This window comes from Enterococcus moraviensis ATCC BAA-383 (assembly GCF_000407445.1).
In the GTDB taxonomy this organism is placed as follows: Bacteria; Bacillota; Bacilli; order Lactobacillales; family Enterococcaceae; genus Enterococcus_L; species Enterococcus_L moraviensis.
The window spans coordinates 87,198-110,083 of sequence record NZ_ASWB01000005.1 but is presented as its reverse complement, the minus strand read 5'-3'; the positions used below and the strand labels follow the sequence as shown (position 1 = coordinate 110,083).

The 22,886-nt window shown below is 34.9% G+C and carries 19 protein-coding genes; 1 reads left to right on the top strand and 18 read right to left on the bottom strand.

Annotated features, from left to right (window positions below; translation table 11 throughout):
- Positions 1–2: 2 nt before the first annotated feature.
- The 6 genes from I586_RS16020 to I586_RS15995 all read right to left on the bottom strand — a co-directional run bounded on the left by I586_RS16020 (position 3) and on the right by I586_RS15995 (position 8,363).
- Positions 3–1,664, bottom strand: coding sequence for a MutS-related protein (locus tag I586_RS16020; protein WP_010763900.1), 1,662 nt, complete (start codon positions 1,662–1,664; stop codon positions 3–5).
- 125 nt (positions 1,665–1,789) lie between these two features.
- A complete protein-coding gene (locus I586_RS16015; protein WP_010763899.1) occupies positions 1,790–2,128 on the bottom strand; it encodes a hypothetical protein in 339 nt (112 codons plus the stop codon).
- A gap of 134 nt (positions 2,129–2,262) precedes the next feature.
- Positions 2,263–3,426, bottom strand: coding sequence for a cation diffusion facilitator family transporter (locus I586_RS16010; protein ID WP_034702840.1), 1,164 nt, complete (start codon positions 3,424–3,426; stop codon positions 2,263–2,265).
- A gap of 266 nt (positions 3,427–3,692) precedes the next feature.
- Positions 3,693–6,392 (bottom strand): YhgE/Pip domain-containing protein, encoded by a 2,700-nt coding sequence (locus I586_RS16005; RefSeq protein WP_010763897.1) that lies wholly within the window; start codon positions 6,390–6,392, stop codon positions 3,693–3,695.
- 253 nt (positions 6,393–6,645) lie between these two features.
- Complete coding sequence (locus tag I586_RS16000) at positions 6,646–6,873, bottom strand: hypothetical protein (RefSeq protein WP_010763896.1); 228 nt, start codon at positions 6,871–6,873, stop codon at positions 6,646–6,648.
- A gap of 146 nt (positions 6,874–7,019) precedes the next feature.
- Positions 7,020–8,363 (bottom strand): FAD-dependent oxidoreductase, encoded by a 1,344-nt coding sequence (locus tag I586_RS15995; RefSeq protein WP_010763895.1) that lies wholly within the window; start codon positions 8,361–8,363, stop codon positions 7,020–7,022.
- 192 nt (positions 8,364–8,555) lie between these two features.
- On the opposite strand from I586_RS15995, the gene I586_RS15990 reads away from it, so the two are divergent.
- A complete protein-coding gene (locus I586_RS15990) occupies positions 8,556–10,037 on the top strand; it encodes an AcpB/EbpR/MafR family transcriptional regulator (protein WP_010763894.1) in 1,482 nt (493 codons plus the stop codon).
- A gap of 221 nt (positions 10,038–10,258) precedes the next feature.
- Here I586_RS15990 and lepB read toward each other — a convergent pair whose 3' ends face one another.
- The 12 genes from lepB to I586_RS15930 all read right to left on the bottom strand — a co-directional run bounded on the left by lepB (position 10,259) and on the right by I586_RS15930 (position 22,874).
- Positions 10,259–11,098 (bottom strand): signal peptidase I, encoded by an 840-nt coding sequence (gene lepB / locus I586_RS15985; RefSeq protein WP_010763893.1) that lies wholly within the window; start codon positions 11,096–11,098, stop codon positions 10,259–10,261.
- A gap of 150 nt (positions 11,099–11,248) precedes the next feature.
- Positions 11,249–11,644: a LysM peptidoglycan-binding domain-containing protein gene (locus I586_RS15980; protein ID WP_010763892.1), complete on the bottom strand. Its 396-nt coding sequence runs from the start codon at positions 11,642–11,644 to the stop codon at positions 11,249–11,251.
- 32 nt (positions 11,645–11,676) lie between these two features.
- A complete protein-coding gene (locus I586_RS15975) occupies positions 11,677–13,032 on the bottom strand; it encodes a coiled-coil domain-containing protein (protein WP_010763891.1) in 1,356 nt (451 codons plus the stop codon).
- A gap of 33 nt (positions 13,033–13,065) precedes the next feature.
- The gene (locus tag I586_RS15970; protein WP_010763890.1) at positions 13,066–13,767 is read right to left on the bottom strand and encodes a hypothetical protein; all 702 of its coding nucleotides are present in this window, start codon (positions 13,765–13,767) and stop codon (positions 13,066–13,068) included.
- A gap of 408 nt (positions 13,768–14,175) precedes the next feature.
- Entirely contained in the window at positions 14,176–14,556 is a 381-nt protein-coding gene (locus tag I586_RS15965; RefSeq protein ID WP_010763889.1) for a type II toxin-antitoxin system PemK/MazF family toxin, read from the bottom strand.
- A gap of 15 nt (positions 14,557–14,571) precedes the next feature.
- The gene (gene alr, locus I586_RS15960) at positions 14,572–15,690 is read right to left on the bottom strand and encodes an alanine racemase (protein ID WP_010763888.1); all 1,119 of its coding nucleotides are present in this window, start codon (positions 15,688–15,690) and stop codon (positions 14,572–14,574) included.
- 107 nt (positions 15,691–15,797) lie between these two features.
- A complete protein-coding gene (gene acpS, locus I586_RS15955; protein ID WP_010763887.1) occupies positions 15,798–16,151 on the bottom strand; it encodes a holo-ACP synthase in 354 nt (117 codons plus the stop codon).
- Between the two features lie 310 nt (positions 16,152–16,461).
- Positions 16,462–18,003, bottom strand: coding sequence for a degradosome RNA helicase CshA (cshA, locus tag I586_RS15950; RefSeq protein WP_010763886.1), 1,542 nt, complete (start codon positions 18,001–18,003; stop codon positions 16,462–16,464).
- 334 nt (positions 18,004–18,337) lie between these two features.
- Positions 18,338–19,705: a UDP-N-acetylmuramoyl-tripeptide--D-alanyl-D-alanine ligase gene (locus tag I586_RS15945; protein WP_010763885.1), complete on the bottom strand. Its 1,368-nt coding sequence runs from the start codon at positions 19,703–19,705 to the stop codon at positions 18,338–18,340.
- A 129-nt stretch (positions 19,706–19,834) separates the two neighbouring features.
- Positions 19,835–20,911, bottom strand: coding sequence for a D-alanine--D-alanine ligase (locus I586_RS15940; RefSeq protein ID WP_010763884.1), 1,077 nt, complete (start codon positions 20,909–20,911; stop codon positions 19,835–19,837).
- A gap of 488 nt (positions 20,912–21,399) precedes the next feature.
- The gene (locus I586_RS15935) at positions 21,400–21,837 is read right to left on the bottom strand and encodes a YaiI/YqxD family protein (RefSeq protein WP_010763883.1); all 438 of its coding nucleotides are present in this window, start codon (positions 21,835–21,837) and stop codon (positions 21,400–21,402) included.
- A 26-nt stretch (positions 21,838–21,863) separates the two neighbouring features.
- Positions 21,864–22,874 carry a DNA topoisomerase IV subunit B family protein gene (locus I586_RS15930; RefSeq protein ID WP_010763882.1) on the bottom strand — a complete coding sequence of 337 codons (1,011 nt, stop codon included), beginning with the start codon at positions 22,872–22,874 and terminating at the stop codon, positions 21,864–21,866.
- Between the last annotated feature and the right edge of the window lie 12 nt (positions 22,875–22,886).

Here is a 22,886-nt window from a genome sequence, read left to right as displayed (position 1 = left end):
TTCTATTCTAATTTTTGCCATGTACGGTGTTTATCAAAATGATTCGCTTCTTTTTTTGCTTGTGCAACGATTTCTTTCGGATAATTCAATACCTGTAATAATTCAATCGCATTTCTTGTAGTCGAAGGCCCTTGTCTCAAACTGTAATCAAAGGTTACCCCGTATTCTTTCGTTACTTGCTCCTCAAAATGGACATTATCACAGGATTCTTTTAAAATTTCGGTCAGTTCAATATCATGAGTCGCAACAAATGCTAATGATGGGTAATTGTCTAGCCAATGAATCATACTGGATGATGCTGAAATTCGTTCAATCGTATTGGTTCCTTTTAATATCTCATCAATAAAACATAAACACGGAGTATTCGTTTCAGCTAAGTCTAATACTCGTTTAACAGACTTTGTTTCTGCTACAAAATAACTATCTCCTTCAAAAATATCATCTTCAACGGCCATAGATGTTAAGATATGTCCAAAAGGCAGTTGGAACTTGGTGGCTAATGCCGTATGAATCGTTGCAGATAGGATACAGCTAATGGCAACACTCTTGACGTAAGTAGACTTACCTGAAGCGTTAGAACCTGTTACAAGGGTGTTTTTTGCCCAATTTACTGCATTGGGTACTGGCGTTGCCAATAGTGGATGATAAACTTCTTCCCCGATCACTTGAAGCGTATCGGAAAAAATGGGTTGGCTAGTATCAGGCATTATCTCACGAAAATTCAAAACAGCCGCACTAACCTCTAATTCACCAAGTAAACGCCAAAGTTCCTTTGCTTGAGACTCGTAATTTTTTACTTTTTCTAAAACGAAATTATAGGAAATAAGCGGCAACAAAAAAATCATAGACAAATAATCAAACATCAATTCAGCTTCACTATTCGACTTCATACGAAAAGAAATACCAAATTTAGTCATGGAAGCGATTGGTTTGAGATTTTTAGTCAACTCTTCTTGAAAAGGCGTTCGTAGTTTGGCTACTTGTTTTGCACATGCCACGGTTTGAACCAAATAACCCATACAAGCTAACTCACGTTCTAGTTTTTCTTTTTTTATTTGATAATAGATGACATTGAATAAAATCGAACCTATTAAAAATAGGATTGCTGGTGTTGACGGAAACAAGATAAATGAAATAACTCCTACAATTGGCAATACTCCACATACTAAATAAATCATTGTATTCGGTAACGCTTGGCTTTTCGTTTCAGCCAAATAATTCTCTACATTATTATTATCTTTTTTACCAAGACAGGCAAATTGGAATTGGATTTCTTCTCGGACATCTGGGTTTTGTTTATAATAATCAATTAATGTTTCTAAGCGTTCATGGCTTTTTTTAGAGAAGTTGAAATTACGCATTCGCTGATACAAGGCTTCTGATCCGGCACTCGAATACGTTGCGTTGATTCGCTCAAACAAAGAAAATCCATCTAAATCATACCATGTGATATCATCGATTTCACTATCGTATTTTCTATACGCTTTTGCTTTCCCCCACGCTGTTTTTAAGCTCTCTTCTTTGTCAAAAAAATTCCCACTTGGAAATTTCCCCCATTTTGTTTTGACTAATGCTCTTAATTTTATACGATTATATATTTCCGTTATGATGATGATTAGAATTATCAACGCAACAAATCCTAATACGATCAATTGAGCTTCCATCCAATCCCCTCCTTTTTCTTTCTAGTATAGTTTTTTGTAGCGTGATATACAAGTTTACGTTTAATGTCGAATGACTACAAAAAAACGGAAACCTAACTCCTTGAGTCCTGTTTCCGTTCTTAATTTTATTCGTTGTAATACTCCTGATTCATACTTTCATATTTATCAAAATCCCATTCTTGAACTGTTGCGTCTTCTACAGTTTTCATCGTTGACATTTCAGTTTTTTCAAGCCTAGCCGACTGTGGCTGTGAAGTCAACATATGAGAAATTGTTTCATCTTGTAATCTTATCGTATGTTTTAATCGAACTTTCTCCACTTTCAAGTCTGTGATTTCTTCCTGCAGTATGTCTTTCTTCTCCAGCAAACTTCTTAAAAATTGTTTGTCCCTTACAATCACTAAAGTCAAAACAACAATCACCACAACTAAAAAATATAGAATAACTAACAAATTTGTATCCATTTTATAACTCCCCCTAACGATCCAATTCTATAGTATCATGTTGGAGGTTTTTATTTTTTCATTTTTTTGTTTAAATAACCTTATATATATTTTTTTTTGAGAATATGGAATCACTTTTTTCGTCTCATCAATATTTATAATAAATAATTATGATCAAAAGTTACTTCTACTATATAATCACCCATATTTCTATACACTTGTTCTTGTAGACGAATTCGTAGTTCTTGATCCGTTGCTTTAAAATGATTGGGCACAACTAAGTCAAATACTATACGCGGCTTATCTCCATGATCTACTAGGCGTATATCGTGTCCTTTTAATTCACCATTGATTCCTTTGATGATTTTTTTCAATTCTTGATGGATAAACTGTTGTTGTTGATCATGCAAGTTTACTGGATCGATGTGACAGACTAAATCCACTCCTAACTGCTGTTTAAATTTCTTTTCAATCTCATCGATCGTTTCATGTGCTTGTGTTAAATTCCAACGGTCATCGATTTCAATATGAACGGATGCAAAGGTTTTATTCGGTCCGTATTGATGGATCAATAAATCGTGATAGCCGACGATTTCTGAAACAGAAGACAAATACACTTTCATCTTATCGATGGCTGCTTGATTCGGACGTAGTCCCATCAACTCATTTACAAATTCTCGAATCAACTGTAACCCACTAAAAATAATATAGCAGGCAATCACCAATCCAACGAATCCATCGATTTTAAGCCCCGTAATGCCTTCAATCGTTGCCGAAACTAATACTGCAATTGTTGTGAAGACGTCGTTCAAACTATCTTTAGCAGTTGCAACTAAGGTATTGGAATCGATTTTCTTAGCCACCCGTCTATAAAACAGACTTTGCCAAATTTTGATCAAAATCGATAAAACTAATATTACCAATATTACTGGGGTTACTTTGATGCTTTGTGGGTCTTTAATGCGTTCGATCGATGTCATAAAAAATTGGAACCCTACGAAGGTTATCAATAACGAAACTAACATGCCACTGATATATTCAAATCGCTCATGGCCATATGGATGTTCTTCGTCCGCTGGCTTTCCAGAAATATAAAAACCAATTAAAGTCAACACTGACGATACCGTGTCAGACAAGTTGTTCATCGCATCTGCCATGATTGATACACTACCTGAAATCAAGCCAATCAACAATTTACCTACAAACAGTAACAAGTTTGATAATAGGCCAACGACTCCGGCAAAAATGCCAAATGCTGTTCGCATATCCGAGCTTTTTTGTTTTCTTTTTTCAAAACGATCAATTAAAAAATTTATCATCATAATCCCTACCTCGTTTTTAGCATATCTTAGAACTATAAATTTTTTTTAGAAATTTGTATAGTAAAAAACTACTTTTATTAGTGACTTTTTATTGTTTAGAAAGACCCAATTTGATTCATTGGACTTCTTTGCTTTTTTGTTAGGGATACCTTGAAAGAATAGTCCTGTCATTATCATCCGCGACTTCTCCCGAAATAGCAAAAAATTGAGACATTCCTATCGAAAGGCTGTCTCAATCTTTTGCTATAGATTCGTTCTTATTCTTAATGGAAGATATGACTTTCATGCGAAACTTTCGCTAATTTCTTCGTTTTTTCTTCGATGTAAGGATACAATAAAATTCCTAACACACAGAAGACGATCGAAATACTGACTAGGATGAGGATAGCTTTCCACGCATTTGGCCAATAGACGCCACCAGCTGATTCTCGTAATAAATTCACCGCATGTGTAAACGGTAAAAATGGATTGATGAATTGGAAGAACTTCCCAGAAACTTGAATAGGATAATTTCCTCCACCACCAGAAATTGAGAGAACCAAAATAATGATTGCAGCTCCTTTTCCGACATTTCCAAACAATGCCACCAATACGTAAACCATCATCATAAACGCAAAGGCTATCAATAAGGCAAACAAGACACTATATACAGGCTGTCTTACGTCCACACCCAATAAGAAATAATTTCCTAATGTAACAATCAATGCTTGTGCTAAGCCCATCACTAAGAAGGTTAACATTCTTGCAGAAAATTGTTCGCGTTTAGAGTATTTTCCACGATCTTTTTCATCTAAATAGAAATCAGTTGTTGCAACACTTGAAAATAAAACGGCACCAACCCACAAGCACAAAGCTGTATAAAACGGTGTACTTGCTGAACCATTGTTCGCGATTGGGTAAATTTTATTTTCAGAAACTTCTACGGGTTTCGCAAAGAAGTCACTTTCAGCGTTAGCATCTAATTTAAGCAGTTTTATTACTTGCCCAAGATCTACATCCTTTTCACCTTTACGGATTGCTTCAGCAGCCTTATGAAGGCCAGTTTTGATGTTTGGCCAATCATTTTGAACTAAGTCATTTGCTTTGTCTAGAGCAGATTCTAAATCTGGCATTTTTTCATTAACAGTTTTTAAGGTTCCAGTAATATTTTCTTTGATTCCTGGATAATCATTTTTAATAAAATCTGCTGCTAATCCAAGTTTTTCTTCTATTACAGGTAATTCATTGTTATAAAGTTCTGCCCCTTTATTGATGCCATTTACGATTGTATCCATATGACCATTCAATAAAACGTTGGCATCGTGTACTTCTTGTTTGATTGCAGGCAATTCTGCTTGGTATTTTTCTAAAATACCGATTGCATTGGCAACTGTTGCTTGTGTTGAGCTTAATAAAGAAGCGAAGTCGATTTGTTTCGCTTTATCAAGGAGCCCTTGAGCCGTGCTAATGGTTGAGATTAGTTTTGTCAAAATATCATTGACACTTGTTGCTACTGCATCAACCTTGATGCTTCCCGCAATACCTGCAATGTTAGTAGCCATGTCTTCAATTTCAATTAAAACAGCTTTTAACTGCTCTACAGAAATCGCATCTGCATCAATGCTATCTACTCGTACTTTCAATCCACCTAATAAGGTACTAATATTATTCAGTTCCACTATAATATCTTGAATTTTTGGATCGCTTGTTGAATTTTGAATCTCTGTCAACATTGCCACTAACTGATCAATGGCAGCTTGCTGTTTGCCTAAACTATCACTAAATTGTTGTAACATTTGTTGTAACGCTACACGTTCTTCTGGTGTCAGTTCATTGTCTGTCAATAATTGTTCGATTTGTCCAGCAATCGCGGATACATTTGTACCAATTGTTTGAACAGACTCTAAGGTTACTTTAATACTGCTTGTAATACCTGGCAATGCTTCTTGTAATTTCGTTGCCCCTTCACTTGTTGCGCTCGCTAATTGACCTGCTTGGTCTCCAAGTTTTTCAATATCCGGTAGCGCTGTTTGAACTTGTTGGATAATCGTTAAACCTTGCTTGGCTTCTTCGATTCCTTCATTCATCGTTTGTTCAACAGAAGCAAAATCATCGTCAATCATCGCTAGCTGTTTGCCTGCATTTTGAATTTCCGGAATTTTTTCTTGCAACGTTAAAATCACTTTCGCTTGTTCTTTGATTGTTGGCATTTTGTCATTTAAATCGACTAATTTTGTCCCTAAAGCGTCCACTTGAGGCAAATAGTCCACAAATTCATTTGCTTTTTCTAATTTTGTTTTAAGTTCTGGCATTTTACCATGAAGTGCTACAACTTCTTGGGTATACTTGTCGATTTCATCAATGTTTTCATCTGTTGAAAGAATCATATTTTTCACTTTTGTAATACTGACTAAATTAGAATCTAAATTATAACCAATATCATTAAAAACCTTGACTAATGTACCACTAGCTGTCTTAGTAAATTCATCTGTGATTTGTGCTTGTAAAGAAGTTGCACCCTTTTCCGCAATTTTTGGTGCAATCGCGTTGATTTTCTCATTGATCGAATAATCTATTTTAGGCTTGGTGATTTCTCCTGTCGTAAAACTCAATAAATCTTTTGAAAAATCCTTAGGCAAATAAATACCAGCGTAATATTTACCTGATCGTACACCTTTGTCTAACTCTTCTTTAGAGTCAACAAACCGCCACCCCAATTGCTTGTTCTCATGGAGATTTTTCAGAACTTCCTCTCCAATATTAACTTTTTTATCCTTGAAAGTTGCTGCTTGATCATCACTGTATACTGCAATCGGCAGCTCCCCTGTATTTGCGTAAGGATCCCACAAAGCTTTGATATTGAACCATGCATAAAGTGATGGAATAATCATCAGTGCAATAATCAAAAATGTTGCAATCGGATTTTTAAAAATGCGTTGCCAATCTAATTTAAATAACTTCAATGTATTTTTTATATGTTTCATCCTGTTCACCCACTCTTTTTAATGACTGATATACTTTAGCATAATTTTTTTATCAATAACAAATGAAAAATCACTTTTTTGTCCATTTCTACGACAGGTTTCTTGAACTGTCGTAGAGATTTATTTTTTGTATCTACTTGCGTAACTCAAACAATCGATTTTATCCTTATTTATCTTGTTCATCTACGCTTTCCGACACCTAAAAAAAGGCAAACTCATCCAACTGAATCAGCTTGCCCTTACTCTTTTTAGCTTATAGTTTTGCTGAAAACTCTGATACAACTTTTTTCACTTCATTTACGGAGTCAGGATCTAAATAAGATAAAGCTCTTGGAACGACACTCATAAGATACATCTTATCAAGTTTGTCTGTTGTTCTTCTTTCCATCAATTCTGCCAGTAAATGTTTCATATCTTCTTGATGTTGTGCTGTTGTACGATCCATTATGAAGTCATAGAATTTCTTCTCATCTGCTTTCATCGGCTATGCCTCCTAGAATTTTATTCTATTATAAGCCTTAATAACAATAAGGAGAAGTAATTTGCTTTATTCTAAAAAAACATATATATGTAAATATAAGCGGAAGATACGTTATTGTACGACGTATCTCCCGCTTATTTAAGTTCTTACACTTTATATTTATTGATCAAAAACTCGTAAGCCGCTCGGCTAATGATGCCCATCGGTTGATTGATTGCTGGATTGAAATAAAAGTCCATCGTAACTAATTCTTCCAATGTTGTTTCCTTATCGATTGCTAATGATAACGTATTAATGGATTGTGTAATATCTTTTTCAGACATCAATTGTCCACCAATCAGTTTATGTGAACCTCTTTCTATCACCATTTTAATATGTACTTCTTCCTGTAATTCAAGAAAAGGTAATTGACATGGTAATGTTAAAAACATGCTTTCAACTTCAAGTCCTTCAAATTTGGCTTCATCTTCTGTTAACCCTGTACTTGCAATGTAACTGTTAAAGATTTTTGTAGCGGTCGTCTTTTGTGTCATATTGTATTTCATCTGATGACCTAAAACATTCATTGCGGCAACTGTCGCACTCCGTACAACATTATTTACCAGAGGAATAAATGATTTACGGTAGCTATTGCGAACGGGATAAGAAATAACATCACCTAAAGCAAAAATATTGGGATCACTTGTCTGCATCTTTTCATTTACATAAATTGTTCCATTTGTATTTAAGTCCAAAAAGTCTTTTACTAATGTCGTATCTGGTCTTGCGTTAACTGCCACAATCACGTAATCATTTCTGATTTCTTCATTCGTTGTTTGAGTAATAAACATGTCTTGATCTAAGTCTGAAAAACCAATAACACTCTCATTTAGATGGAGATGAATCCCAGAGTCTATGATTTTTTGTTCAACTAAGGAAGAGACTTCTTTACTTAGATAGCGAAAAAGAACAGAATCAGCGCTTTCGATCAAATGAACTTCTTTCCCTTGATCTTTCAACGCATCACATAGTTCTACACCGATATATCCACCACCCACAATGGAGATGGACTTTGCTTTCTCTAGCTTTTCTAGTACTTCAACTGAACTAGGATAACTTTTGAAAACTGTCACCTTGTCTTTACTTGGCAACGTTAGATTCGTAGCAAACTGGTTTGAACCTGTTGCCAAAATCAATTTTTCATAATTCAATTCATGTATATCTTTATTGCTGTCTTCATAAACAACGATCTTTTTATTTGGAATGATCGTAGTAGCTGTCGCATTAAGTAAAACATCGACCCCTTTTTCAGCCAAATCTTCCGAAGTAAGATACCTCACTTCGTCTAGCGTGTCTACTAATTGATTCATTTTCAAGACTACGCCACTTGAAACAAAACTGATCTCATTTCTTTTTTCAATCAGAATAACCTCTGTATGAGGATTTAATTTTTTTAATGTTAATGCAGCTTGAAGTCCTCCGTGTGAGGCTCCGATGATTACTACTTTCACCAAGGTTCTTCTCCCTTCAATCGAAAAAACACTTATCATAATTACATATATGTTAAATAAAAACAACTTTATACTCTATTATATATAAAACTTTATTGTTTTGAAATATTTATTAGATAGTTACTTTCTTTTTATAAGTTGCGTATTGCCATTTTCTCACGAATCAAGTATCCTTAAAGTGAGGTGTCTATTATGCTAAAACGAGATTTTTTAGAAAAGCCTTTCGATTATATGAATGATATATTACTATTTTTATATAACAATCAAGGCAGTGCAACAAAAAACGAGCTAGTTAGTGAATTTCAAATTAGCTTGCCAACATTAAATGAGTACTTATCTTTCCTGCAAACTTTTCTCGAAGAGAATCAAATAAACGAACAAGTAGAAATAACATTAGCTGGTGAACACATTTCTTTAAAAAAGGAGCCGACCTTTCCGTTAAAAAAAGTTGTCGTACTTTTTTTAGAGAAATCAATCAAGTTCCAAATGGTCAACCAATTATTTAACAAAGGTGAATTAACGTGTGATTACTTTCAGTTGAATTATGCCATCAGTTCTGCAACGTATTATCGTAAAATCACTGAACTCAATGACTTGCTTAAAGAATTTCGCCTGCAAATCAAACGGGGAAAACTAATTGGTGAAGAAAAACAGATACGCTATTTTTTCTTTAATTTTTTCTGGTTTCTGTTTGAAGATAAAACTAGTTTAGAAAAAGAAACCGCTAACCAATATCTTGGTTTTGTAGATATCTTAAAAGAATCTCTCAATCTAGTATTTGATCCTACCGAAGTATTACAGATCAAATTATGGATGAAAATATCGTTTAGACGACTGACAACCGAATACAATCCTGTCATTAGTCCTAACTATGATTATCCAGATCGGCCGTTGTTTGAAGAAATCAATCTAGCCTTACATACATATATGAAAAAAATCGACCGTCCATATACTATTTACGAAGCATACATGTTTTATGACTTCTTTTGTTCTATGCACAATTTTTCTCCCAATTCCACTTTTGCATTTCGATTGGCTGAAAAACAACGCAGAGAAAGTTCTTATTTAAATTACATGAATAAAGTGATTTTAAAATATTTAAAGCAACAAGGGTATCTGTCAAACTATGCTTCATCCGCTCGCCTATTGTATATTGAAAATTTATTGTTCCAACTTCATTCACAACTTTACTATTTTGATGGTTTCATCCTACCATTCGACAGTTGGACGATAAAATCTATCGTCAATGCGCATCGTCATCCGTTTTCAGGTAATGAAGTCTTTGAATTAATGGATATCGCTACCAAAAAATTCGATCAAGATGGTGAAAAAGGCAGTTATAAAAACAAATTCACAGAAATCCACTATACGATCATATTAAATCACATTGCGGAATTAAATGAAGAGAAAATTGCGATCGGTGTCTATCATTCACTAAATCCATTCATAGGTGAATTGGTTATACAGCATCTAACGAACGTATTGGGTCATAAGTACCCAATTAAAGCTGAAGCTTTTAAAGAAGATAGTCATTACGATATACTCCTTTCCAATATCTATAGCGAAATGATTTCTGAAAAACAAGAACTTGTCTATATTTTTTCAGACATTGGAAATAGCTATGATATGACCGAAATTGAAAAATTGATTATTCAGTTGATTGATACAAGATAACGTTATTTTTTTCATCTATTACTAATTGAAATTATAACAGAGAACAGGTCCTTCATGTTCTCTGTTTTCTTTCTATTTATTAAATTTGCTGAGAATAATCCTATTTATAGAGTATCATAATTCCTAAATTTAATTGTTTTTATTTTTATGTTTTTTACAAAAAAACATGATAAATCAACTCGTTTATATAAAATAAAAAAACGATAAATTTATCGTTTTTTTTATTTTATCCATCCAATATTATTAAACGGTGCAAACCTAAAGGAAACCACGCCTTCAATTGCTTGTCCATCCACTAAGCCAAAGGTTCGACTATCACTGGAATTATTTCGATTATCGCCTAAGACAAAATAATGTCCTTTAGGTATTTTCCTCAATTGTGACATCTGATCTAATGCTTCTTGAGATATATTTACTTTGATTGTCCCATCTGGTAGTTCGTGTGCAGCAGACAATTCTGAAGCATCAGGTAAGGATTCAGCTTGATGATTGATAAACAAATCGTTACCTTCCGTCCAAACCAGATCTCCCGGCATACCAATGACTCGTTTTACGTATTGAAATTCACTTTTCACAGGTGGTTTGAAGGTGATGATTTCATATCTTTTTGGTACTTTTGTACGGCGAACGATGACCCGATCTCCATTCAACAAAGTAGGGTTCATTGAATCCCCATCAACCATATGAGGGGATGTTTTTAAAATAAAGAAAAAGACAAAAATGGCAAACAATACTACTGGAAGCATAAATTTGACAATTTCAACAATGTTCTCTTTCTTCTTTTTCTTCTTTCTCTTTTCAATCTCTTCTTTTGTTAGCTTTTTCCTTTTCCTCTTTTTACTACTTGCTACCGGATCGTCTATGACTCCTTCTTTTGGTCTTGGTTTGAGTCTTGGTTCTTCATTTGATAGTTCAATTCGTTCATTCGATCTTGGTCGTTTCTTTTTTTGTCCTGGTTGTGGACGTTTTTTTTTCTTATTTTTATTAGTTTTTTTATTTTTATTTAATTTCCTCTTCAGTTGTCGCTTCAAACGTTTGAAACGTTCTCTTATTTCATCCATGATGCACCTCAATCATACCGATTAATACTCTTAATTAAGAATAACAGACTGCTATGTATTTTTCCATACAAAAACTTAGTTTCTACTCTATTCAAAAAGTGGATGAAGCAAAACTCTAAAAGTTTTGGTTCACCCACCTAAAACATACTATTAATCAATTACCAATTCTTGTCCTTCAACAATGACACTACTACTAAGTTGATTTTGGTTCATTAACGTTTGAATAGATAAGCCAGAATCTTGAGCAATTTCCCATAATGTCTGACCTTCTTTTACAACGTAGACTTCTTTTGGCGCTTCTCTAACGTTATTTTCTACAACAGCACTTGTTGCGGTAGTTGCTTCTTTAGGTTCTGCAACAGCTGCCGATGGAGTTGTTTCAGGTACTACGTCTTCACTCTCGATCGTTGTTACTGGTGCAGATACACTACCACCTGCTGAAGCTCCCAAAATCAATGAACTAGACATAAAGTAAATAGCCGTACTAAACAATATTGCAGAAAAAATCAACAATATAGTATATGTTTTATTGCTTTGTTTTTTCATATTGTTCTTCCTTTCATTCAATTTATAGTCGTTTAGTTTCCAGATTTATCTAGACGTGATAGTTTGCTTAAACGTTCTTCTAGTTCACGGTAGATTGTCATAATTTCATTCTTAGATTCTTCTACTTCATTAGAAATATTTTTCGCACGGTTACCAATGTTCAACATTTCAAGTTCTGCTGAATTGACCATGTGTTTCGCTTCAACTTGCGCTTCACTGATGATGCGATTTGCTTCTTTCTTAGCAGAAACCATTACTTCACCGATTTCTTGTTGCGATTTTAGCGCTTCTTCTTGTAAAGATTGGTTTTTCAATAATAAATCATTGATTTGTTGTTTTGCTTGCAAGAGTTCAGCTAATTGATTTCCTGTAGCTTCGCCAGTTGCAGACATGCTGCGCATTGTTTCTAATTCAGCATTTAAGTTTTCTAATTCTTCTTCTTTTTCTTTATAAATCGTTCTTAAACCGGCTAATTCAGATTCAAAGACATTTTTTTGGATAGAATATTTATCATTCAATCCTTGGATACGGCCTAGAGTGGTTTCTAACTCACTTTTCTCTTTTAGAACTGACTCTAATTCTTTTTTCAATTCGTCAACACGGCTGTTGTCAACAGAAACATCACTACTTGTTGATAAAGTGATTTCTTTATCTTTTAAGTCTTGGTTTTCTTGTTGTAATTGGCGCATTTGTTCTTGAAGATCAGCAAGTTTTTGTGTCAATTCTTGATTTTCTTTATCAGTAGTTTGAAGTTTTTCATTCAATGATTCTAATTCCATCTTCACCGTCTCCAATGCTTCTTGTTTTTCTCCGATTGTTCCTCGGGCAGCTAAATCAGCTTTTAATTGTTTAATTTCATTTTCTTTTTCAAAAATTTGTGTTTCTAATGCTTTTTCTTTTTCAACAAGAGTTGTTTCTAAGTAAGCAATTTGTTCTTGTCCAGTGGTATTTTCTTTTTTCAGTTCTGTTATTTGTGCTTTCAACTGATTGACTTCTTCAGAAGAATCTACTGCTTCGTTTGCATCTTCTAACTCGAAAATCTCTGTTTCTTTTTGGTTAAGTTGTGTTGCTAATTCATCGTTCTTCTCTTTTAGTCGTTCAAGTTCATCTTGATTGCTTTCGACTTTGATTACTAATTGTTTATTTTGTTGTGATAAACGGAAATTTTCCTCTTTATTTTGTTCAAACTCTGATTCTTGCATTCTATATTCTTCGATCAATTCTCTTAACCGTGTGATTTCTTGTTCTTGTTCTGCTATTAGACTGCTATTCGTTGTTGTTGTGACTGCAGCTGGTCGTTGTTCATTATCCGAATTGAACTCTATATCCTGTGTTAATTCCTCTTCGGAAACTTCGTTAATTTTTTTAATTAACCGTCTCTTTGCCATGTGTTTTACACCCCGTCTTTTATTTCTCTACTCTTATTTTTTAAGTTCTACTTTTTCTAAGTTACTCTCTTTTGCTTCTCGTGTATAAACAAACGACTTTTTCGAAAGTTTATTTTCCTTATCTCGATATGTAAAGTTAAAATCAATCATTTTGATTTCTTTTACTGGCTGTAATTCTTTGATAAATGTTCCGATATTTTTTTCGGCTGTTTGAAAATCATTAAATGTCAAAGCCGTTGGAAAAGCTGAAACTGTCAACGTTTCTGTTTTTTGACTAATCAGGATTGCCACATTCGCTTCGCCAAAAAAGGGCTGCCAATCTCTTAAAAGTTGAAGCTCATAGTTATCTAAGGTCTGAGCATCTCGACTTTCAACAATTTTTTTCCAAGGGAACTCCGTCAGTTTCAACGTATTCTCTTTGTAACTCTCAATTTGAGCACTAGAAGCTCCCCCTCTAGTGTCTTTTATTTCTTCTATTTTCAATTCTAAATCTTTATTATCTTTTCTCAAAGAATCTTGATTATAAAGTATCCCAAAAAGTATTAAGCAAAAAATAATTGCTGCAATCATCAAAAATAATAATGATCGATTATTCTCTTGGTACTTATAAAAATTGATCTTTCGTTTCATTTTTGGACTATCAGAATCTAGACTCTCCAGTTGAAACCGAACATACAACTGGTAACTGAAAAAAAGAAACAGTATTACTACTAATACAAACATGAAAATCGTCATCAAATATAAACTCCTTTATCCCGTAATAAAAAAACACTAACTATATCTACTTTTTTGAAAGTTATTCACTTTCCACCCAATTATACATAGTTTATTGTAACATTACGATACGTTATTGCCAACTTTTTTTTATAAACGCGACTAAAAGTCAATAAAAATGGTTGGGGTCCTCGTAAAATTTAGTGTTTTTTTATTATTTCAAACAAAGAAATTGATTGATTGTTGATTGATTTCTACTTTTTTGCTTGTGGCATATGGCTGTTTACTCTTCATGACTCATTCTGAGAAAATAACACTGTCTACGTAAAAATGTTTGTTGATTTCTGGAATTATTCTGCATCAAACGATTATCCTTAATTTGTTGATGGTGGATAAATCTTATGTTTTCTAGTAAAATATCCGCTACTTTTAACGATATGTACCAAGATTTTCTTCTTCTAGTTCTGCTTCCAAAATCCCCACACTTACTCCTAAAGCACGGTCAACAGAATCCATGATTTCTATGCCTAAATGACAAACTTTTTCTTTTAACCGTATTTTATCGATCGTTCGAATCTGTTCTAGTAAAATGACTGAATCTCGTTCGATTCCTGTTTCTTCTGAATTGATTCCTATATGTGTTGGCAATTTTGGCTTAGCCATCTTCGCTGTGATTGCGGCGACAATGATGGTTGGACTGAAATGATTGCCTAAGTTATTTTGTATGACTAGTACTGGTCGTACTCCCCCTTGTTCTGATCCAACAACAGGGGATAAGTCTGCAAAATATATGTCACCCCTTTTGACCATTTGAAGCCTCCTATTCTATTTGTACTCCCTTGGCATGCGGTCAGAAAACGTACATGCCACTTCATAGTGGATCGTCTTTAGTTTATCTGCCACCATCTGCATCGTGATTGTTTCCCCGTGATCGTGTCCAATCAAAGTTACTTGAGTTCCTACTGCCACCTCTTTCGGCAAACGAATCATGCACTGATCCATGCAGATTCTTCCAACAATTTCACATCTTTCTCCATCGACTAAAACTGAAAATCCTTGTAAATGGCGCAACCAGCCATCTGCATACCCTATCGGTATTGTACCGATCCATTGATTTTCAGCGGTCGTATACGTATTCCCGTAACCAATTCCTTCTCCAGCTGATAATTCTTTCACTTGGATCAAGTTTGAAACTAAACTTAGTGCTGGTTTCAAAGGATACACTTCTGGCAATGCTGTCCCTGAAGGATTCAACCCATACATTGCAATACCAAATCGAATCATATTGCCTACATTATCCGGATGCCAAAGTGCTGTTGCGCTATTACTTACATGGACATATTTGGGCAGCTCGGAAAGTGCCGATAATACGTCTTGAAAACGATTGGTTTGTTTTTTAAAATAGGAATCATCTTTTTCGTCTGCGGTAGAAAAATGAGTGAATAGCCCTTCCCATAAGAGCATTTGGGTTGTTTTCACTAATTCAACTATCTGTTTTACAGCAGTTGGCGTCGTAAAGCCAATCCGTCCCATACCTGTATCAACTTTTATATGTATTTTTAATGATGTTTGTGTTTTTATACCGTTCAATTGCTCAATTGCTTGTTCCAACCATTCTTGACTTGCTACTGTGACAGATAAATCATATTTCAATAGCAACTCTATGTAAGAAACATCCACAACACTTAAAATCAGTATAGGCTCTGTAATACCCGCTTCACGCAATTCTATTGCTTCATCTAGTATTGCTACACAAAAACCCGTAGCGCCTCCCTGGATAGCTGCTTTTGCTGTCTGAACAGCTCCATGTCCATAACCATTTGCTTTGACGACAGCAAATAACTCTGTACCTTGCGGCATTCGTTTTACTTCATTCCAAACATTTTCTTTAATTGCTTGTGTATCGATCACTAACTTAGTGGGACGATGCCATCCTACAGCCATAAGCGTCCTTCTTTCTTTTAAAATTGAAATACCTGATCAATGAATAGCTCACTATTTCAAAAGTTCCACAATTTCTATTCAAATAAACTTACTGAATCATACTACTATTAAACAGATTCTAAAATAATTTGAGCAACTGCAAACGTATCTGTATGTGAAATCGAAACAAATACATTGCCTTCATGAGGAGATTTCGTCACTTTTGGCGCACCATTCTCTTCTTTTAAAACTTCAATATCACGTAAACCTACGCTACCGATCCCCGTCCCCCAGGCCTTAGAGAAAGCTTCCTTACAAGCAAACCTTCCAGCTAAAAACTCAACCTGACGTTTATGGGGTAATTTTTGAAAAAGTTTCAATTCATCTGTGGTAAGAACTCGCTCCACAAAAGAAGTTTTATTTTCAATAATTTTTTCGATTCTTGAAAGTTCCACCATATCTATACCAATTCCTTTAATCATTCTTCAGAACCTTCTTTTTTATTTTATAAATCACTCTTATTCTATCAAATTTCAGCAATTTTTCCACATAATAATGTAAAAATTTATAAAAAGGTGAATTACCACCGAAAGCTACGGTGATATTTAAAAAAATAAAAGCAAAATACTTATTTATTCCATTTGAATTTTATCTTTTTTAACTTGCTATGTAAAGCTTGATATAGAAAAAAGAGGGTAAAGCAAAGCTATTAAGCTTTGCTTTACCCTCTTAAAATTCAATAACTAACCGAACTAAATTAATTTAGTTCTTACTTATATAATTTTGAATTTATTAATTTGAGTTATCTCTAATAACAAAGCTACGTTTTTTATCGTTATGACGTTTTGCTGAACGATTGTCTTTGCTCTTATTATAGCCGCCGCCATTTCCGCTGCCGCCTGTACCTTTGTTATTTTTATTGCCGCGATAACCGCCGCCACCATTTTTATTACGGTTACGACTGTTACCACCACCGCCACCACGATTGTTTTTATTAAAGCCTTTTTTGTTTGATGGTAATGGACGTTCTGGCGTAATTTTTACTGGTACTGCATCTGACGGATCTTTAGAAATAGTTTTTAGTAATAATGCTGCTAAATCTTCAGCAGAATATTTTTCTAAAAGATTTTCAGCAGAAGGCAAGTAATTTTCAAGACCATTTTCTGCTAACTTTTCTTCAACAGTTTCGATAGCTGCACCTAATTGTCCTTTGAACGCTTCTTGTTCACTTGGTGGACGTAGTGGTGTCATACGTTTTTTCGTTAATTCTTCGATGACATGTAAATAACCCATTTCGTTTGGTGTAACGAAAGTCACTGACATTCCGCCTTTACCAGCACGACCAGTACGGCCGATACGGTGAACATAGCTTTCTGGATCTTGAGGGATATCGTAGTTATAAACGTGTGTTACACCTGAGATATCTAATCCACGAGCTGCAACGTCCGTTGCGACTAAGATATCTAAGTTACCGTTTTTGAACGAACGTAAAACACTCATACGTTTTTGTTGTGACAAGTCACCATGAATTCCTTCTGCTTTATAACCACGCGCTTCTAAACCGCGAGCCAATTCATCTACACGACGTTTTGTACGACCAAAAACAATTGTTAATTCTGGTGTTTGAACATCTAATAAACGTGTCATGATATCGAATTTCTCGAAATCTTTTGAACGTACATAATATTGATCGATCAAATCAGCAGTCATTTCTTTTGCTTTGATTTTTACGTGTTCTGGTTCTTTCATGAATTTTACGCCGATATTTTTGATTGCTGGTGGCATTGTTGCTGAGAATAACAATGTTTGACGAGCTGACGGAATTTTAGAGATGATTTTTTCGATATCTTCTAAGAATCCCATGTTTAACATTTCATCTGCTTCATCTAAAACTAATGTTTCAATTGTATCTAATTTTAGTGTGCGACGATTGATATGGTCTAATAAACGTCCTGGTGTTCCGACAACAACATGTGGATTTTCTTTTAATCCGCGAATTTGACGACCGATATCTGCCCCACCATATACTGCTTGTACACGGATTTTTTTGTCACGGCCTAAACGATATAATTCTTCTTGTGTTTGGATCGCTAACTCACGAGTTGGTGCAATAACGATTCCTTGCAATACGCGGTTTGATGTGTCGATTTTTTGCAACATTGGCAAGCCAAAGGCAGCTGTTTTACCCGTACCTGTTTGTGCTTGTCCAATTACGTCTTTTCCTTGCAATGCTAGAGGGATCGTTTCCTCCTGAATCGGTGTTGCTTCTTCAAATCCTGAACGTTCAATCGCTGCCAATAAGTCTGGTTCTAAGCCTAGTTCTTTAAATTTCAAATGATATCCTCCTAAATAGTGTTTGTTACAGAAGAAAATTTTTTCTTCTAGTAATGATAATACAGGTGATTTGTCTTTCACTAATTTTGAAAATGTTCAAAAAACAGTAAACCTTCTACATAGGTTTAATATATTTTCATATTAGTGTTACCGAAAAATCCACCTTATGAAGCTACAGGCACTAGAAAAGCCAAACGAGTTCGTTCAGCTTTTTTAATCTTTATATGATAGAAAAGTATCTTCAATAGGTACTTTCGATTTATCTACTTCGATCTTCCGGCAATAGGTTATTTTAGCATAGTTTTATATTTTCAGCAAGTTTTATGAAAGCTTGCTAAATTTCGAGAAGTTTCGTCACAACTTCATTTAGTCCCATACCATTACTTGCTTTTAAAACCACCATATCTTGAGGGGTAAGAATTGATTTTAAAGTATTCGTTAAGGATTCTTTCTCCTCTTTATTGAAGTAATGGATTTGGTTTTTTGGATATTTTTTTAGTAATACGTCATATAAGGCCTTCATTTCCGTCCCATACAAAACAACTTCTGAGATTTCATTTTGGTCTAAATGTTCATTTACACAAGCATGCATTTCGGCAGAATCCGGACCTAATTCAAGCATATCTCCTAATACTGCTACCCGTTTTCCTTTGGTTGGCATTTGACTAAAGCTATCGAGTACTAAATTCATCGCTGTTGGGTTTGCATTATAAACATCACTTAATAGCTCAATCCCTGAACGGCTCTTCAACCATTCTGTTCGATTTTTGGTTAATTGAAATGTTGCTAAACCAGTTTTTATTTGTTCTTCTGAAAGGTCAAACCATTGTCCAATCGTCATTGCAATCAACGCATTGCCGACATTATATTTACCAGGAACAGGAATAGTAAAGATCGTATCAGACCCGTTGATTTTAAAGGCTGTATAGTCTTTTTGCACTTTGATGATTTCAGCTTGGCAATCTGCTTGTTCTACGCCAAATGTTTTGATTGTTTGGGGTAAATCTTTAATGAGGGGAACTAACAATGGTTCCGCCGCTGGAACGACCAACAAGCCTTTTGTTGCAAGACCCGCTGTAATTTCCATTTTTGCTTTTGCAATTCCTTCTCTTGAACCAAGGTTTTCAATATGGGCCTCACCAATCATCGTAATTGCCGCCACATCAGGCTGCGCTAATTTTGATAGAAAGTCGATCTCGTTTGCATGATCCATACCCATTTCCAAAATTAGTTTTTCGGTATCGTCAGGCATGTGTAAAATAGTGTACGGTAACCCGATATCGTTATTGTAATTCCCTTGGGTTTTATATGTCTTAAATTGTTGCGCCATAACTGCTTCTGTCATGTCTTTTGTTGTTGTTTTACCATTACTTCCAGTAATCGCAATCACTGTTGGGCTCATTTTTTTTAAATAATACACAGCTAAATCCTGCATCGCTTTCAAAGTATCCGTTACTTGTAACACAGGAAACTGCTCAGGAGCTGCTTTTGCAGAACTCCAAAATGCCGCTTTTGCTTCTTTATCCATTGCGTTTTTAATAAAAGAATGGCCATCATTTTCGCCTTTTAACGGGACAAATAAATTTCCCTGCGTGATTAGACGACTATCAAATTCAATACCTGTCAAATCAAAATCAGCCCATTGCTTCCAATCATTAGTAGCTTTTGTCGCTTCAGCAGCTTCCCAAAAAGTTAATTTCATCGGTTTCTCTCCTTAAAGTAAACTAGTTTAATGACACGTCAGAAACAGAAATGCTATCTTCCATTCTAACTTCAACATAAAAGGGCTGAAACAAAACATACTACGTTTTGCTTCCTCCCTTTTGGCATTTTATTTTTGGTAAAAACTTTGTCTTTGTTTGAAACGGTTTAAGGCTAATTGAATTAATTCCTCAATCAAATCATTGTATTTCAAGCCCATGTTTTCCCACAATAGTGGATACATACTAAATTCTGTAAAACCAGGCATCGTATTTAATTCATTCAAGAACAATTCATTTTTGCTTGTTAGGAAGAAATCACAGCGGCTTAATCCACTACCATCTAAAATAGCATATGCTTTTTTAGCATACTCTTGTGCCTTTTGATGAACTTCATCTGGCACTTCTGCCGGTATCTGCATCGTAATTTGATTATCAATATACTTTGAGTTGTAATCGTAAAAATCAACATCTTTCACGATTTCACCTAACAAGGTTGTACGAACATCTTCATTCCCTAAAATTGCTACTTCGATTTCACGTGCTTCGATTCCTTGTTCCACAATCGCTCTAGAATCATAACGATACGCCTCTTCCAAGGCATTTTGTAATGCTTTGCGGTTTTCAGCTTTGCTGATCCCAACACTTGAGCCCATATTAGCGGGTTTAACAAATACTGGGTAAATCAATGAACCTTCACATTGTTCGAACACTTTTTTAGGATTTTCTTTCCAATTACTTCTTAGCACAGGAACAAATGGAACTTGTGGAATCCCTGCTGTCTGCAATAGGTATTTGGTCATGATTTTATCCATTGCATTCGCACTTGCTAATACGCCAGCACCAACATAAGGCATGCCTATTGTTTCTAAAAAGCCCTGAATCGTACCATCTTCACCATTTGGTCCGTGCAATACTGGGAAAACAATCGTATCTTCTTCCTTGATCTCACAAGGTAGAATCACACGTCCAGTGAATTCTCCCCATTTATCTGGTTCATTCTCTTTGGACCAAGTCAGGTTCAAGACATCTGGGCTTTCAGGTTTTTCTGATAGCAAAGGTCCTTTGACCCATTCACCGTTTTTACTGATGAAAACTAATTGAACTTCATAATAGTTATAGTAAATCGCATTTAAAATGGAATAGGCAGATAATATCGAAACGTCATGTTCTTCACTTCTCCCACCATATAGCAAAGTAATCTTCAAATGCTTTTCCTCCTAATTTTTAAAGCTAAACAGACTCATCAAACACTGATAGAAATTATCCTGTGATCCTTTTGACCACACTCAATTTTTCTATTTTCCGAGGAGCAAGCCTATAAAGCTAGATAATTTTTTACGTGTGATAACGTTGTTCACTTCACCTTTAAATAAAGTAGAAGTATTTTATTACCACATTCATCGTTTATTTTCCAAGGTTTTTACTAGAATTTATAAGCGTAATGTGTCGTGCTAACTAGATAACACAAATGCTCGTATTATCGTACCTTATAAATGAATTCAACATAGCTCTTTCATATTTTAGCATAAAAGCGTTAGTCCGAATAGAAACAAATCACGAAATACAAGAATTTTTTTTTGATCGATACGTCAATAGACTACACGAAGCTTTTAATTGCTTGTGAGCCTAAAAAACTTGAGGCTAGGATCCCCCACGTAGCGTTATCTCTCAGTCTCTTTTTTCTCTTACTTTCTTAGTTTAGTAACTCAAGAAGTTTTTCTTTAAATTTGTCACGGTCAGCCTGAGTAAACGCTTTTGGTCCTTTCGTTCGCCCACCACTTTTTCGAACCTTCGCACTAAAATAACGTTGTTCCAACAAGCCATCCATATTTTCTCCAGTATACTCATAGCCCAACTGGTGTATAACTCGCGCTCCTTTTGGTAATACTAACGATGCTAATCCATAATCTTGCGTTACTAAAATATCGTCTTTTTGAATGAGTTGGACGATTTTATAATCAGCTGCATCTGCTCCTTTGTCTACATAAACAAACGAAACATTTTTAGGGTATTCTTTCAATGAATAATGATCGATACTCGTCACAATCACCACTTCGACCAAAGCAGCCAAAGCGACCTCAATTGTCGTATCTTTTACTGGTGAGCCATCACCATCGATAAAAATTTTCATATGTCTTCCCTTTCATTGGTGGATACTCAATTCAAATACCAAGCTGGGTGTCTTTTTAAAAATATAGATACTTCTGTAAAAACTGCTTCTTTTACGATTTTATACAATTCAGGATTTCTGATTTTCTTTTTGACTGCTCCTGTGTATCTCGGACGTTTAACTTTAATTGAAAGAACAACATCAAAACGTTCAGGAAAATTATCGGTTGTTAGATATTTCAGTCGATTCGTTTCTTCTAAAAATTGGTTAATTGCATCCACGGTTCCTTGAACAAAACCATCCAAATGCGTTCCACCATCTGAAGGTAAATGACCATTGACAAAACTGTCTTTAACACTAGTAGAACCATTTTTTGAAATCACAGCTTGAATCGAGACGCCTTCACTAATCGTATTGATGACTAACGGCTGTCCGTTTCTCGTAATGCTATCGTCTTTTTGAAAAATATATTCAACAAGTCCTTGTTTGTAATGAAAATAGTTTTTTTGTTTTTTCCCATCCGTCAACGAAATCGTCAATCCGCTATTTAGCATTGCGAGTTCTTGACATCGGTTAAATAAAACAAAATAAGATAATTCCTTATTCCCAAATAAAGGTTCAGCTGGTGTAAAAGCCAGTTCGATTCTTTGTCCTTCGTCTTCAGATGGGATCAACGCTTTTTTATTCAGTTGTCCGTTTTGATAGATTTGGATTGTTCGTTTCCCTTGTTTTTCGATCCCAAATCCCAACTGCTCTGATAATGCATTGACTACTGAAAGGAAAAGATACGGCGGTGTATACTGTTCTTCTGGAATTTTATCTAAAAATAGCCCTTTTTTACTGAAAAAAGAAAAGATGAATTGTCTCTCTGAAAGTTCGATCGAAAGCTCCGCTTGTGTTAAATCGACCGCTAATTGTAGTAAATGATCCAATACTTGTAAGACCATACTTTCCAAACCCGTCGGACCGATCCCGCCAATATACATACCTGGTCGTTTTCGAATACTATCTTTCAAAACATCATCGTCTAGTGCTTTCCAAATATTTTCATTGGCCATATCGATTTCCTC

Coding starts and splice junctions, on each gene's coding strand:
- I586_RS16020 (WP_010763900.1), bottom strand. CDS start 1,664: ATGGAAGCTCAATTGATCGTATTAGGATTTGTTGCGTTGATAATTCTA.
- I586_RS16015 (WP_010763899.1), bottom strand. CDS start 2,128: ATGGATACAAATTTGTTAGTTATTCTATATTTTTTAGTTGTGGTGATT.
- I586_RS16010 (WP_034702840.1), bottom strand. CDS start 3,426: ATGATAAATTTTTTAATTGATCGTTTTGAAAAAAGAAAACAAAAAAGC.
- I586_RS16005 (WP_010763897.1), bottom strand. CDS start 6,392: ATGAAACATATAAAAAATACATTGAAGTTATTTAAATTAGATTGGCAA.
- I586_RS16000 (WP_010763896.1), bottom strand. CDS start 6,873: ATGAAAGCAGATGAGAAGAAATTCTATGACTTCATAATGGATCGTACA.
- I586_RS15990 (WP_010763894.1), top strand. CDS start 8,556: ATGCTAAAACGAGATTTTTTAGAAAAGCCTTTCGATTATATGAATGAT.
- lepB (WP_010763893.1), bottom strand. CDS start 11,098: ATGGATGAAATAAGAGAACGTTTCAAACGTTTGAAGCGACAACTGAAG.
- I586_RS15980 (WP_010763892.1), bottom strand. CDS start 11,644: ATGAAAAAACAAAGCAATAAAACATATACTATATTGTTGATTTTTTCT.
- I586_RS15975 (WP_010763891.1), bottom strand. CDS start 13,032: ATGGCAAAGAGACGGTTAATTAAAAAAATTAACGAAGTTTCCGAAGAG.
- I586_RS15970 (WP_010763890.1), bottom strand. CDS start 13,767: ATGACGATTTTCATGTTTGTATTAGTAGTAATACTGTTTCTTTTTTTC.
- I586_RS15965 (WP_010763889.1), bottom strand. CDS start 14,556: ATGGTCAAAAGGGGTGACATATATTTTGCAGACTTATCCCCTGTTGTT.
- alr (WP_010763888.1), bottom strand. CDS start 15,690: ATGGCTGTAGGATGGCATCGTCCCACTAAGTTAGTGATCGATACACAA.
- acpS (WP_010763887.1), bottom strand. CDS start 16,151: ATGATTAAAGGAATTGGTATAGATATGGTGGAACTTTCAAGAATCGAA.
- I586_RS15945 (WP_010763885.1), bottom strand. CDS start 19,705: ATGAAATTAACTTTTTGGGAAGCTGCTGAAGCGACAAAAGCTACTAAT.
- I586_RS15935 (WP_010763883.1), bottom strand. CDS start 21,837: ATGAAAATTTTTATCGATGGTGATGGCTCACCAGTAAAAGATACGACA.
- I586_RS15930 (WP_010763882.1), bottom strand. CDS start 22,874: ATGGCCAATGAAAATATTTGGAAAGCACTAGACGATGATGTTTTGAAA.